The organism is Clostridium sp. CM036 (assembly GCF_055081135.1).
Genome location: NZ_CM143652.1, coordinates 3,421,450 through 3,434,014 on the forward strand (window position 1 = coordinate 3,421,450; position 12,565 = coordinate 3,434,014).

Genomic DNA, 12,565 nt, shown 5'->3' on the forward strand with positions numbered 1-12,565 from the left:
GTTGAAAGGTTTACATTTACGATTGAAATCTATACAGGTTCTTAGCGTTAGTGACCTCTTCTTTACTAAATAATTCTTTAAGATCCACAAGGCCTGATGACTTTAATATTTCCATTGATTTGCATAAAGCATCTAAATATGGAATATATATATAATCAATTATTTCTTTGCTAAAAATCAAAGGATCTAGCTTCCATAAGTCAAAGACAGATTCATCAAATATTTTCATACTGCCAAAGTGATAAACCATAAGTTCTCGATCATCAATTAAAACAGTATTATTATCCTTGTAAACTTTGTAATCATTGTTAATAATTAGATTCCATGGAGCTGCATCTATACCTAGGTCATCTAATATTTTTATGCTATAAAATAAATTTGGAACCTTATCTAGATATTTCTGATCTCCCCATCTCTCCATTATGATATCAGGTTTATCTGAGCACCACTCTATACATTTTTTCTTCCACCAATTTAAAATAGCTAGACTACTTTTCCTGTTTCTAAAACCTAAAAAGCCTGCCTGAAAATGTCCATGTACCTTTTCAAATTCCGGACAATCCCTCTGAGGACAAATTAGTGTATCATAATCCTTCCATTGCTTGAAGATCGCCATCGGATCAGAAAAAAAGAATATATCTGCATCACAATAAATAACTGAATCTATAGCATATTTCTCTAAAATATAAAGGACCAATGGTGCTTTAAGCGACCAACAATATTCCTGCATATTTCTGGTTTCTTTAACATGAAGTAATTCCATATCCTCTACTTCGCTAACATTAATAATAATCGTATTTTCAAGCTTCAGATTACTTAATACAGAAAAAGAAATTTCATCCATGCAGCAGATGAATAAATTAAAATTATCGATTTTATCCTTCAGCGAAGAATAAAGTGACATACTTTGCAATAAATATGCCTTACTAGTTATAGTACAAAAGCTATAAAAATCGTTATAGCGGGCCATGGCTAACGTCAGATCTGAGTATTTAAATAATGTCTGGGCTTCTTTAGAATCAGATTTATTAAATAAACCCTCTACTTTTTCATTAAGATTGTTTCTTATAACATTGATTGTATTCCTTAGACTTTCAATATATGGGATATAAATATTGGACTTAATTGCAGAACTTATTTCTAAATAATTAAAAGTCCATAAGTCATAGTCATTTTCGTTAAATATTGAAAGACATGCAAAGTGATATGCTATTAATTTATCACCTTCAATAAAGACTTCATTATCCTTTGAGGTAATATTGAAATTATTATTATAAATTGTATTCCATGGTGCAGCATCTATTCCAAGATTTCTTGAAATTTTTACATTTGAAAACATTTCTGTGATTTTATCAAGATATTTCTGATCTCCCCATCGTCCCGTTTCAGAGTCAGGTTCCCCATAACACCATTCAATGCATTTTTGATTCCACCAATTAAGGCAATTCAATCCTTGTATATCCTTTTTAAAACCTATGAATCCTGCTTGAAATTTTCCATATATTTTGTGAACCCATTCAAGATCCCTTTGGGGACATAAAAACACTGAAGCTTCACCCCATTCATCAAATACTATCTGTGGATCTGAGAAGAAAAATATATCACTGTCACAGTATATTATTGAGTTTACGCTGTAATTCATAAGCACGTAGCGAATAACAGCTGCTTTCAATGTCCAGCAATATTCATTTGTTTTTCTCGTGTTTTTTACAGCGAGCAGTTGCTGGTCTTCTACTGTATTCAAATGAATAAGAGAAGCATTTTTGAGATTCATCTTTGAAAGGGATGAATAGATAATATCATCAATACAGCAAATCCATAGATGAAAATTTTCACTATTCCTCTCAAGTGAATAGTAAAAAGTTAAGGTCTTTATTAAATAATCCTTGCTAACTATTGTACAAAAGGAACATCTTTGTTTATATTCTTCTATATCTGATTCTCTATAGTCTTCAATATCTTCTTCTTTATTTTCTTCTTCATTTTCTTCTTTATATTTTTTACTATCTTTGTTTTTGCTTTTTTCATCCTTTTTATTATCTTTTTTTATATCATGATTTTCATTTTCATGTTTATTAAACCGAGATTTACCCTTAGAAAAAAATGCATAAATTGCGTCCATATCGTCCTTATTTATTTTACTCACTTCCATGTCTCATTTGCATAAATTAGATCTTTATTAGTATCAATTGCTGTCCAATAACCTTTGAAACTATAAACCGCCAATTCTCTACTTTCTACAAGGTTTCTCAATGGACCCTGTTCAAAAATGCATTTATCGTCATCTTCTATATAATTAAAAACTTTTTTATTCATTACAAAAAAACCTCCGTTTATTATGCCATCCAATTTTGATTTTTCGTCAAAGGTTGTTGCAATACCATCCTTTTCAGTTAAAATTCCATATTGGCTCTTTCTTTCTATTCCGGTAACTGTTACCGCTTGTCCGTTTTCCTTATGGAACTTTAGTAGATTATTTATATTAATATCAGATAATCCATCACCATAGGTCAACATAAAGGTATCTTCATTAATGAATTTTTCAATTTTTTTAATTCTTCCACCAGTCATTGTATCAGTTCCTGTATCAACAAAAGTCACTTTCCAGTTGGCAGGCTTATTTAAAAAAGAAACAGTATTACTGCCGAGTTCTTTGGTGAAATCAGAGTTTTTCCACTCATAATTCCAAAAATATTCTTTTATTTTATCACCACCAAAACCTAATGGAAGAATAAAGTCATTAAAGCCATAGCTTGAATAAATATTCATAATGTGCCATATAATTGGTTTCCCAGAAACTAAAGCTAATGTTTTCGGAATAGTTTCTGTAGATGACCCTAATCTGGTCCCTTTACCTCCACATAATATAACTACTTTCATATTTACCGCTCCTCATTTTTATCACTTCTTCAATATCTCCGAAGTATTGAATATTTCAAGCGAAAATCACTCCTTGATCTAAAAATCTAATAATAGTTGCATAAGTAAACTACATCTTCATCATCTAAACGCTTATCTTTATATTACTAATAACTCGATATTTGAAATTATAATATATTTTGTATTATGTTATTCATTAGGATTTAAGTTGTTACAATATATTTAGTACTACTTAATCCGTCTACTTTAAGGGGATATAGCCTACAATAGGGTGCAGTTCACAATATACAAATCAATTTTTAGTTGCGGAGTCTTTTTTTATAAAAATAAACGTTGTAACATAGTTGTAACATATGTTTCTTATAATGAAAATATAGGAAACACATGGAGGGAATATTATGAAAAATAAAAAAATATTGATTGTTGGTGGCACTGGCTCTTTTGGTAACGCGTTAGCTCATAAGCTTCTAGAAATGGAAGTTAGGCAAATTAGAATTTTTGCTAGAAATGAAGCGAAAATGATTGAAATAAAAAGGACATTATCAGATAAACGTGTAGAAATAGTATTAGGAGATGTTAGAGATAAAAAACGTTTATTAGAGGCGAGTAGTGATTGTGATATTATTTTCCATTTAGCAGCTCTAAAGCACGTACTAATTTGTGAAACAGCACCTAATGAAGCTATTCTTACTAATGTTATAGGTACTAACAATATAATTGATTGTGCTAATGCTAACAAGGTAGCAAAGGTAATTTATATTTCAACAGATAAGGCGGTAAACGCAAATTGCACTTATGGATGTACAAAATTGTTAGGAGAAAAATTAATGTTGGCTGCAAACCAAAATTCTATATTAACTAAATTTATTGTTTTCAGATGTGGCAACCTTTTAGCAAGTGAAGGTAGTGTAATCCCATTATTTAAAAAACAAATTAGTGAAAAACAGACAGTAACGCTTACAGATAAGGATATGAATCGCTTTTTTATTAATATTCCTAAGGCTTGTGAATTATTAATTGAGTCTGCAATTCGTGGTGCTGGAGGAGAAATTTTTATAGCACGAATGCCATCGTTATGGATTTATGATATTGCAAAGTATTTAGTATATAAATATGGATTAGATGAATCAATTATTGTAGTGACTGGACTAAGGCCAGGCGAAAAAAATAATGAATGTTTAGCAACGCAGGAAGAAACAAAACATATTTACTGTGTGAATGATGAACTGTACATTATTGAAGCTGAGGACAGGCATTCTTGGATCATAAACGACTTTATTAAGAAAGATAACAATTTCTTATATCATTCTCAAGATGCGGTCATAAGTTATGAGCAAACTGTTGAATTTTTAAAAGCAGCTAATATTTAAAGGAGGATTTAAATGAAAATTGTTTTAACTGGTGGAGGAACTGCTGGACATGCTATGGTTAATAAAATTCTAATACCATTACTGAAAAATGAAGGTTTAGAAGTTGTGTATATAGGTTCTGGACATGGTATAGAAAAAGAAATGATTGAAAATCAAGGATTAGCTACTTATCATGCTATTAGCACAGGTAAACTTCGTAGATACTTTTCCCTGAAGAATGTAACAGATATATTCAGGGTTTTAAAAGGAATCTATCAATCGTATAAGATTATTAGGAAAGAACAACCGACCGTTGTTATGTCAGGTGGAGGATTTGTTTCGGTACCTGTTATTATAGCAAGCTGGGTACAACATATTCCATCTGTCATTAGGGAAACCGATGTTACTATTGGACTTGCTAATAGGATTTGCATGAAATTTGCGAAAAAGGTATTTGTAACCTTTCCTAGTACTAAATTTCAAGTCCCTAGTAAAAAAAGAGGTTATTGTGGCATGATAATACGTCCTGAATTACTAAATGTGCAAAACGAATGCATTGAGGATAAAGCCTTCAAAAACTGCAACCCCACTCTTCTGGTCTTAGGAGGCAGCCTTGGTTCGGCGGCAATTAACAATAAGATTTGGGAGTGTTTATCCGAACTTCTTGAAAAGTATAATATTATTCATATTTGTGGAAAAGGAAAACTTAATAACAATTTACCTGCAGATGCAAGATATCGTCAATATGAATATGTTGATGATATGTCTCTGATTTATGCTATATCTGATATAGTGATTATTAGATGTGGTTCAAATGCAATTGCTGAGGGTATTTCAATTGGTAAAAGAATGATTTGTGTTCCACTTTCTAGAAAAAGTAGCCGAGGTGAACAGGAGCTAAATGCACAATACGCTGTAAATCACGGCTGTGCAGTAATATTGAAAGAAGAGGATATTACTGCAAAATCAATAATTGAAACATCAGAAGAGTTATTGACTACACCCCTTAATAATGAATTAATTCTTTCAAAGGAATTACTAGCTAATAATTGCAATGAGCAAATTAATGCAATAAAGAAAGTTATGTGGGAGAAAATAGATAAAAAGGTTAAGCGTGCAAAATCTGTTGACTTAAGTAAAATTTCAGAAAAAGAATGGGGATTTTATATGAAATTCTCAGATATATATGGGAAATAGCAATGTCTGGAATTGTAGCTTTACTCGAATTGCTTGCTTTTACCGTATTAATTCTAAAAGCTATGGTAGCTACTAACTCACAACTAGCAAATTATATCGGAAATGAAATTCCAAATATTAATGTGGGGATCTTATGGATGCTCTTATATAAAAAATAAACTTAAAATGGAAAATCCATATCCATTTTAAGTCTTAATGCTGTTATTAAAATTTTGTTTTTCAGTGGGCACCATTACGATGCTCTTTTTTATATATATTTTTTACTTTCTTGGGTTTTCAAAACTTGGTGCTTCCGCCACCATCTCCATATGACTTAGCTCTTCCGAACCTATATCAAGAAATAAATCTTTAATGGTTTGATCTTTTACCCTAAAACTTTGAGATAACTCCAATTTTACGCTCAATTCTTGTTTTGGAACGGTTTTATTTACTAGCCTTAACTGTAGTTTCAGATTTACTAAAGGACATAGCTAGTTGTTGCGCAGGAGCATCATAAGGTGAAGCCCACTTGCGGTTTACAGCAAGCTCTGTTAATGCTGAATGCCCGCCTATTATTTGATTTAAACTAGAGGAGTATATAGCTTTTAATTCAGGGGTAGCGCTGGTCATAGTTGCGTTTAGATACGCATCTGCTGCACTTTTTGCTGAACTAATCATAGTTCCAACTATTACTTCGTCATTAATATCTGTGTTGTTTTTTACAATATTATCCGTTATTATTCCCATATTATTTTACACCGCCTATAGTTACTTGATTTTCATTGATAAATTGTTGTACGCCTTTTATTCTTCCTTCTGCTGCTAAAACACCAGTCTCAGCTTGTCTCTTTAAATCTTCATCACTAATTAGATTTTTCATAACTTTTGACACGGCTAACCCATCTTTTTCCATAGTTAACAAGGTTGTTAAGGATAATAGTTCACCCTCTGAAAGTTTTCTCATATCAATACCTCCAAATTTATAATTTTTACGATTTATTATGTGCATTTAATAAACAATTAAACCTTGGAATAATTTGTAAACTTAAACATTGGAGCTTTGTATTACAATAACTTGTCTACATAAGAAAATCAAAATAAAAAAAGCATGCTAAAATAGTAAAATTTGCAAACTTTTTTATCTTCTATTCTGACATATCTATTGTTATAAATTTAATATATTTTAATTAAATTTATAACAATAAATACTAAAGAATTAGCTCACATGGAAATGGTTGCTAGTATGGTTAGGCAGCTAATGAAATGCTCAAGTCTTGAAGAAATCGTAGAAGGCAAGGGCTACTTATGAATATCTAATTAATATGGCTGATGATCCAGATGTAATAGAGCCGTTAAAATTTCTAAGAGAAAGAGAAGTTGTTCATTATCAAAGATTCGGTGAAGTTCTAAGAATTGTACAGGATCATCTACAACAACCACATTTATTTATAATGCATTAATTATGATCCTATTTAATTAAGAAATTAATTGTTTTCATTAAGTGTTTTTACTGCACTCTCCAATTTACCCACAGATACGCTAATTAAAATAAAATCGTAATTACTGTTGGGCTGTGAAAGAGTAACATTATATGTGTCTTTCTTATTTTCGCCCTTATTGTTATATCTGCCATCGAACATTTTTATGTCAAGAATTTTTGGTGCATTGTCTCTTTTAATTTCTCTTATAAAGTGTTCAACCTGATGACCTGATTTTTGAAAAGCATAGCCATAGGTTGTACCGATAACACCAAGTCCCAATATCATTATTTTCATAGAAGTGCCTCACATTCATAATTATTAATAATTAACATTATTTATTTTAAATTATACTAAATACTAACATAAATTTCAAATATTTAGCACAATTATATATATCTTACTTTGAACATTTTAAAGTAAGATATATATGACTAAACTAACGAATGTGACATTCTCGTTATGTTGTATGTTTTTATTTCAAATTTTCACAAACAAATTTTTCTACCAATTAATATTTCTACTACTTACTATATGATTTAATAGATGCCTTGCCTCATTTTTCGCTTAGTAATAATACTTCCTAAGAGCCAGAGTGCAACAATCCAAATAAGTAAATATATAAGTTGTCCTTTAAATTCTAACATTCCAGTCCCGTTTTCTATCCCTTGAATCAGCGTCATATATGATTTTTGTGGGATGATACTGCAAATGGTATCAAGAACTTTATTGTTCCCCGTAAAGGGATAAAAACAGCCTGATAATATACAAGTTATTACATATATAGCGCTGGCCACTAAAGAGATGTTTCTCTCTAGCACTGATGAAATAAATAAAGCAAGTGATGTTGAGAGGGCAGTAAGAATTCCAATTAACATTGCTAGCATTAAAAGGCCAAATCCAATCTTTATATTAAAACACACCTTTGTGATAACAATTACTAGATAGGTGGGTATATAAAGACATAAAAATGTAAAAATTCCCTGTGCAAAAATATATTGCTTTTCGCTTACGGGTGTCGTTAATATCCGCCTAAATGTTTTAAGGGTTCTATCTTCTGGATAAAGGATTGTCAAAGCAACCCCCTGCATTAAAACAATCATTAGAATAAACCCTAAAATGTTTGTTCCAACACCTCTTTTAGCTTGTCCACTTTGATCAATTTTGGGAATTTTACCGAAGTTAAAAAAGTTTTCTATGAGTTCCTTATCAGCTTTGCTTTTTATACCTGTTACCTCATAGGTTCCATCGTTTTTTTCTTCCACAACGGCAGCATATTTACCCAAAAGTAGATTCGAAGTAGCCGGTTTTTCATTCATTACATCAATTTTAATCCTATCATTTTTGGGAATGCTCTGTGCATGATTTGTTACTAAAGCAACGTGCTGCCTCATCTTCATTTTTCCAGAAAAAAATACAGCAACTCCAATCATAAGTGGTACAATGACCACTGCAATTATAACTATCTCTTTTTTTGCTAGAATCCTGTTTAAACTATTTTTAAATAGATTGAGCACATTCATTATACATATTCCTCCGGTTTAAAAGTGATTTGACATATTATTATACAGATGATACTACTAAACAACACAATGATAAGAGTAGGGAGGTATATGCTGAAGTCATTATCATAAATGACCTTAAATGTACATTCTGTAACCCACTTGACTGGCGATAAATAAGATATTTTCTCCACTATATTTCCAAGACTAGCTACAGAAAAAAACAAGCCGCCCAAAAATATAAACAAAAACAAAAATATTTGCATTACAGAATTTGCTCCTTCTTCACTTTTGAAAATACAGCAGAACATGGTGCCGAGAGAGCAGCCAAATAACGAAAATATATTGATTAACAACATAATATACAGAATGTTTTTTCCTCCAAAGTTAATGTGAAAAATATATTGTCCTACAAGCAATAAAACACTGTATGAAACCATACCCAAAATATAAGTAGCAATCAATTTAGATAGATATATCTCTGTTTTTGAAACCGGAGCATATACTATGCGAGTATTACCTTCCTTTACCCTTTCTTCCATAAATGTATTGGAAGCTGTCATGGCAATGAATAACGCTGTAAAAATCATCATTGTGACTCCATAATAATCATAGGAACTTACATGCCCTGAACCATATTTACCTTTTGTTACAAAACCCATAACCGCAATCATTATTATTGGAAATATAGTGTTAAACATTAGCAGAGTTGGGTTTCTAATAATATTCATAAAATCAAATTTGACTATTTTTATAAAGTTCATGTATTTCCTCCTAATCCCTTAGATTCTTTCCGGTAAGTTCTAAAAATACAGTTTCTAGAGATGCCTCTTTACTGCTCATACTTTCAATCTTACAGCCCTTTGCTATGATTATGGATATGATTTCATTGAGATTATCCTTTGACTTTTTGGCAGTTATTTTAATCACATTTTCAGTTATTTTAATTTTTGTTATGCCATCAATTCCAGAAAAATGATTATTGCTTAATTCATTTAAATTGTTTACATGAAAGGAATATGTGATTTTATCATTCACTTCCTGTTTTAATTCTTCTTTTGTACCTTCAGAAATAATCTTTCCTTCGTTCATAATAATGATTCTATCAGAAATCGCTTCCACTTCTTCCATGTAATGCGTGGAATAGATAACTGTTGCACCTTCATTTTTCAGGATTTTAATTGATTCCAATATATGATTTCTTGATTGGGGGTCGATACCAACTGTGGGTTCATCCATGATAATAAGTTTTGGCTTATGGGCAATGGCACAAGCAATATTTAATCTTCTTTTCATGCCACCTGAAAAGGTTTTTGGCTTATCATCCTTTCTATCGTAAAGACCTACGAGTTCAAGGGCCTCCTTGACCTGTTTTTCCAGCAGATTTCCTTTGAGTTTATATAGACTTGCAAAAAAACGTACATTTTTCTCGGCAGTAATTTCTTCATAAATGGCCAGGTCCTGAGGAACTATTCCAATTCCCAGTTTGATGGCTTTTACATCTTTTTTTAAGTCATGCCCCAAAATAGTTATTTCGCCATTATCAGGCGATAATATGGTGGCCAGGATATTGATAATTGTACTCTTGCCCGCCCCATTAGGACCTAAGAGTCCAAGAATTTCACCTCTATTTACTACAAAATTTATTCCATCAACAGCTTTTTTCTTATTATAACTTTTTTCTAAATTTTTAACTGTAACAATATTATTCATTTTCATCGCTCCTCTCATTTCGAGAATGATTTCTTCGTCTTTCAAATTCCTTTAATGCCCTCGCTTGAGCTTCCTTTAATACTCTCGTTTGAGCGTCATTTACTTCTTCTTCCGCGTTTAAACTAGCATCTTCTTCAAAACCATCCTGCTCTTCACCGTCAAAACGATACAGTTTCTTTAATAGGCTCCACAATATTTCCATTTCTTCCGTGGTAAAATCTTTAAAAACATCTGCGAAAAAGTTTATTCCTTTTTCACCGCATTCCATCATGATCTGTTTTCCGGATTCCGTAATTTTAACGTTCACTGCACGCTTATCCTTCTGGCTGGGCATCGTGATAATGTAACCTTTATTTTCGATAATAGTTATCATTTGTTTAACACTCTGTTTGGTGGTACCTAACTTTCTCGCAATATTGTTGATTGTTGTTTCATCTTCCGCCAAATGAATAATTGCAATCATTGCCATAAACTGTCTTGACGTTAAGCTCTCAAAGTATTTATCGCCTTGTATCTGAAGCTTATTGTTAAGAGAAAAAAGTGTAGCGTAAGTTTGCTGCATTAAAAATAGATCTCTGTAATTATCCATAAATATGCCCCTTTCCTTTAAGACATTATACTGTCTAAAATAATAATAGCAGAACATGTAAAACTTGTCAATATACTGTCTATTTTTAAAAAAGAATTATTATCATGACTACTAAAGTTTCTAAAGTATCTTTAAATATGTTTATAGCAAAACGAATGTAATACAATTTTGGATATATAGTATGTTTGTACATTAAATAATAGTAACTTACAAAATTGTCATTGACTTTTTATGGAAGGTAATATATACTGCAAATGGATTATGGGATGCTTATGCGACTTTTATAGCAGATGAATATGGAAATATAGATTTAGTAAACACAACACCTATTGATGGTACCTATAAAACATGCAATGAAATGGGGTTGTTCTATTCTATGAAGGTAAAAGAAAATCATCGGGGCAAGTTAATGCAAAAATTAAGCGATATTAGTGAAAATAGAAAATATACCATTACATGCACGGTGGAGAGGAATGGGAAAGCCATTACATCAAAAGAGCATATAAGAATATTCTGCGATGAAACGATTAAAAGCGTAGATGTAGTAGAAAAGAATCTATTGGCACGATATTTTACTTCAAAAAACAATATGAAGAGGCCAGCAGTAATTGTTGTAAGTGGAAGCGACGGAAGAATAGAAAAAGCACAGGCAATTGCTGAAATCTTAGCTATGAAGGGATATTCTGCATTAGCAGTTTGTTATTTTGGACTTGAAGGAACACCCAAAAATCTTAATTGTGTATCACTTGAATATATTGAAAATGCTATAACATGGCTAAAAAAACAAGATACTGTTAATAAAGATAAAATAGCAATGTATGGAAGGTCTAAGGGTGGAGAAATGGTTCTTTTGGCAGCCTCTTTATTCAAGGATATTACTTGTGTTATTGCCAATATGCCTAGCTGCTATGCATATGAAGGGATAAAAATGGGTGGGCTGCCAGCACACCATTCTTCATGGATGTATAAAGGTGAAGAAATTTCTTGTCTGAAATTCAGTTGTTCTATTATATTGCAATTAGTAATAAAAATGTTGCAAAATAAAGAGGGTGCGTTGTCATGGATGTACAAAAAGCTGATTGATGAAGGAAATACTGACGAAGCCACAATTGCCGTTAATAGAATAAATGGACCTATCCTAATGATATCCTCTGAATCAGACTCCATATGGCCTTCAAAAATGCATTCAGAAATGGCTATGAAGTTGCTTGAAAAATCAAATTTTAAATATGAATATAAACATATCACCTATGAAAAGTCAGGTCATATGCTAACAGTACCATTTCAGTCTATGCCATCATTAAAAGGATCCAGAGTCGATATAGACAGTTGGGCAAAAGCAAATATTGATTCATGGAATGAGACAATTAATAATTAGCATTAAATTTTAAAGTTTCACGATAATTTACTGCTATTAGTTAGAAATATTGTATGCTATCTTTCTTATAAGTTTTAATAAATTTTCTCTATCCTCATAAGTATCTAAAGAAATCATTATCTTTGCGTAAAACTCTTCTTCAAATTTAAGATGTTCATCTTGTGCCATGTGACCTTCTTCAGTAAGTTCTAGCTTATAGGATCTTCTATCCTTATTACTAATAGCTCTAACAATAAGATCGCGTTTTTCTAATCTATCAATTATGCTAGTTAATGTACTTTTAGGTACATTTAATATTTCTAATATATCTTTTATAATAACATCTTCTTTTTCAGAAATAATTCTAAGTATTGAAAGCTCATTAGTGCTCAGTCCCCGTATCCTTAAAAACTTTGATTCGATATCCTTATAATTAGATTCAGCTAGCATAGAATGCGATAACTTATTTAATTCATCTACTTGTCGTTTATATTACTGATTAATCGTATCTTTTACATTAA

Annotated in this window: 13 protein-coding genes and 2 pseudogenes; 4 read left to right on the forward strand and 11 right to left on the reverse strand. The window is 31.3% G+C overall.

The genetic code is table 11. The features are described from left to right. Window positions 1–16 precede the first annotated feature (16 nt). Window positions 17–2,146, reverse strand: coding sequence for a glycosyl transferase (locus ACWJKE_RS16200; RefSeq protein ID WP_462959018.1), 2,130 nt, complete (start codon window positions 2,144–2,146; stop codon window positions 17–19). After that, window positions 2,143–2,880: a sugar phosphate nucleotidyltransferase gene (locus ACWJKE_RS16205; protein WP_462952776.1), complete on the reverse strand. Its 738-nt coding sequence runs from the start codon at window positions 2,878–2,880 to the stop codon at window positions 2,143–2,145. Before ACWJKE_RS16205 ends, ACWJKE_RS16200 begins: the two co-directional genes overlap by 4 nt. Before the next feature lie 398 nt (window positions 2,881–3,278). Between ACWJKE_RS16205 and ACWJKE_RS16210 the strand changes: the two genes are divergently transcribed. Both ACWJKE_RS16210 and ACWJKE_RS16215 read left to right on the forward strand, forming a co-directional pair. Next, complete coding sequence (locus ACWJKE_RS16210) at window positions 3,279–4,250, forward strand: polysaccharide biosynthesis protein (RefSeq protein WP_216301825.1); 972 nt, start codon at window positions 3,279–3,281, stop codon at window positions 4,248–4,250. A gap of 12 nt (window positions 4,251–4,262) precedes the next feature. Further along, window positions 4,263–5,426, forward strand: a complete 1,164-nt coding sequence (locus tag ACWJKE_RS16215) for an undecaprenyldiphospho-muramoylpentapeptide beta-N-acetylglucosaminyltransferase (RefSeq protein ID WP_462953594.1) — start codon at window positions 4,263–4,265, stop codon at window positions 5,424–5,426. A 272-nt stretch (window positions 5,427–5,698) separates the two neighbouring features. Here the strand turns inward: ACWJKE_RS16215 and ACWJKE_RS16220 are convergent. The 3 genes and pseudogenes from ACWJKE_RS16220 to ACWJKE_RS16230 all read right to left on the reverse strand — a co-directional run. Beyond that, a pseudogene (locus ACWJKE_RS16220) lies at window positions 5,699–5,812 on the reverse strand (manganese catalase family protein); the annotation flags it as partial. Window positions 5,813–5,849: 37 nt separating this feature from the next. Then, complete coding sequence (locus ACWJKE_RS16225; protein WP_216301828.1) at window positions 5,850–6,152, reverse strand: spore coat protein; 303 nt, start codon at window positions 6,150–6,152, stop codon at window positions 5,850–5,852. 1 nt (window position 6,153) lies between these two features. After that, window positions 6,154–6,369 carry a hypothetical protein gene (locus ACWJKE_RS16230; protein WP_216301829.1) on the reverse strand — a complete coding sequence of 72 codons (216 nt, stop codon included), beginning with the start codon at window positions 6,367–6,369 and terminating at the stop codon, window positions 6,154–6,156. A gap of 325 nt (window positions 6,370–6,694) precedes the next feature. On the opposite strand from ACWJKE_RS16230, the pseudogene ACWJKE_RS16235 reads away from it, so the two are divergent. After that, a pseudogene (locus ACWJKE_RS16235) lies at window positions 6,695–6,865 on the forward strand (manganese catalase family protein); the annotation flags it as partial. A gap of 24 nt (window positions 6,866–6,889) precedes the next feature. Here the strand turns inward: ACWJKE_RS16235 and ACWJKE_RS16240 are convergent. The 5 genes from ACWJKE_RS16240 to ACWJKE_RS16260 form a co-directional block, all read right to left on the reverse strand. Continuing rightward, window positions 6,890–7,180 (reverse strand): ketopantoate reductase family protein, encoded by a 291-nt coding sequence (locus ACWJKE_RS16240; protein WP_462953595.1) that lies wholly within the window; start codon window positions 7,178–7,180, stop codon window positions 6,890–6,892. Between the two features lie 242 nt (window positions 7,181–7,422). Next, complete coding sequence (locus ACWJKE_RS16245) at window positions 7,423–8,406, reverse strand: ABC transporter permease (protein ID WP_216301831.1); 984 nt, start codon at window positions 8,404–8,406, stop codon at window positions 7,423–7,425. Next, the gene (locus ACWJKE_RS16250; protein ID WP_462953596.1) at window positions 8,406–9,149 is read right to left on the reverse strand and encodes an ABC transporter permease; all 744 of its coding nucleotides are present in this window, start codon (window positions 9,147–9,149) and stop codon (window positions 8,406–8,408) included. The genes ACWJKE_RS16245 and ACWJKE_RS16250 overlap by 1 nt, the downstream gene beginning before the upstream one ends. 10 nt (window positions 9,150–9,159) lie before the next feature. Continuing rightward, window positions 9,160–10,098 carry an ABC transporter ATP-binding protein gene (locus ACWJKE_RS16255; protein ID WP_462955173.1) on the reverse strand — a complete coding sequence of 313 codons (939 nt, stop codon included), beginning with the start codon at window positions 10,096–10,098 and terminating at the stop codon, window positions 9,160–9,162. Continuing rightward, window positions 10,091–10,687, reverse strand: a complete 597-nt coding sequence (locus tag ACWJKE_RS16260; RefSeq protein ID WP_462959019.1) for a MarR family winged helix-turn-helix transcriptional regulator — start codon at window positions 10,685–10,687, stop codon at window positions 10,091–10,093. Before ACWJKE_RS16260 ends, ACWJKE_RS16255 begins: the two co-directional genes overlap by 8 nt. Before the next feature lie 304 nt (window positions 10,688–10,991). On the opposite strand from ACWJKE_RS16260, the gene ACWJKE_RS16265 reads away from it, so the two are divergent. Continuing rightward, window positions 10,992–12,065: an acyl-CoA thioester hydrolase/BAAT C-terminal domain-containing protein gene (locus ACWJKE_RS16265; protein WP_462954358.1), complete on the forward strand. Its 1,074-nt coding sequence runs from the start codon at window positions 10,992–10,994 to the stop codon at window positions 12,063–12,065. A gap of 36 nt (window positions 12,066–12,101) precedes the next feature. On the opposite strand, the gene ACWJKE_RS16270 is transcribed toward ACWJKE_RS16265, so the two are convergent. Further along, window positions 12,102–12,494: a MarR family winged helix-turn-helix transcriptional regulator gene (locus tag ACWJKE_RS16270; protein WP_462953599.1), complete on the reverse strand. Its 393-nt coding sequence runs from the start codon at window positions 12,492–12,494 to the stop codon at window positions 12,102–12,104. Window positions 12,495–12,565 lie beyond the last annotated feature (71 nt).

Coding starts and splice junctions, on each gene's coding strand:
- ACWJKE_RS16205 (WP_462952776.1), bottom strand. CDS start 2,880: ATGAAAGTAGTTATATTATGTGGAGGTAAAGGGACCAGATTAGGGTCA.
- ACWJKE_RS16210 (WP_216301825.1), top strand. CDS start 3,279: ATGAAAAATAAAAAAATATTGATTGTTGGTGGCACTGGCTCTTTTGGT.
- ACWJKE_RS16215 (WP_462953594.1), top strand. CDS start 4,263: ATGAAAATTGTTTTAACTGGTGGAGGAACTGCTGGACATGCTATGGTT.
- ACWJKE_RS16225 (WP_216301828.1), bottom strand. CDS start 6,152: ATGGGAATAATAACGGATAATATTGTAAAAAACAACACAGATATTAAT.
- ACWJKE_RS16230 (WP_216301829.1), bottom strand. CDS start 6,369: ATGAGAAAACTTTCAGAGGGTGAACTATTATCCTTAACAACCTTGTTA.
- ACWJKE_RS16240 (WP_462953595.1), bottom strand. CDS start 7,180: ATGAAAATAATGATATTGGGACTTGGTGTTATCGGTACAACCTATGGC.
- ACWJKE_RS16245 (WP_216301831.1), bottom strand. CDS start 8,406: ATGAATGTGCTCAATCTATTTAAAAATAGTTTAAACAGGATTCTAGCA.
- ACWJKE_RS16250 (WP_462953596.1), bottom strand. CDS start 9,149: ATGAACTTTATAAAAATAGTCAAATTTGATTTTATGAATATTATTAGA.
- ACWJKE_RS16255 (WP_462955173.1), bottom strand. CDS start 10,098: ATGAATAATATTGTTACAGTTAAAAATTTAGAAAAAAGTTATAATAAG.
- ACWJKE_RS16260 (WP_462959019.1), bottom strand. CDS start 10,687: ATGGATAATTACAGAGATCTATTTTTAATGCAGCAAACTTACGCTACA.
- ACWJKE_RS16270 (WP_462953599.1), bottom strand. CDS start 12,494: ATGCTAGCTGAATCTAATTATAAGGATATCGAATCAAAGTTTTTAAGG.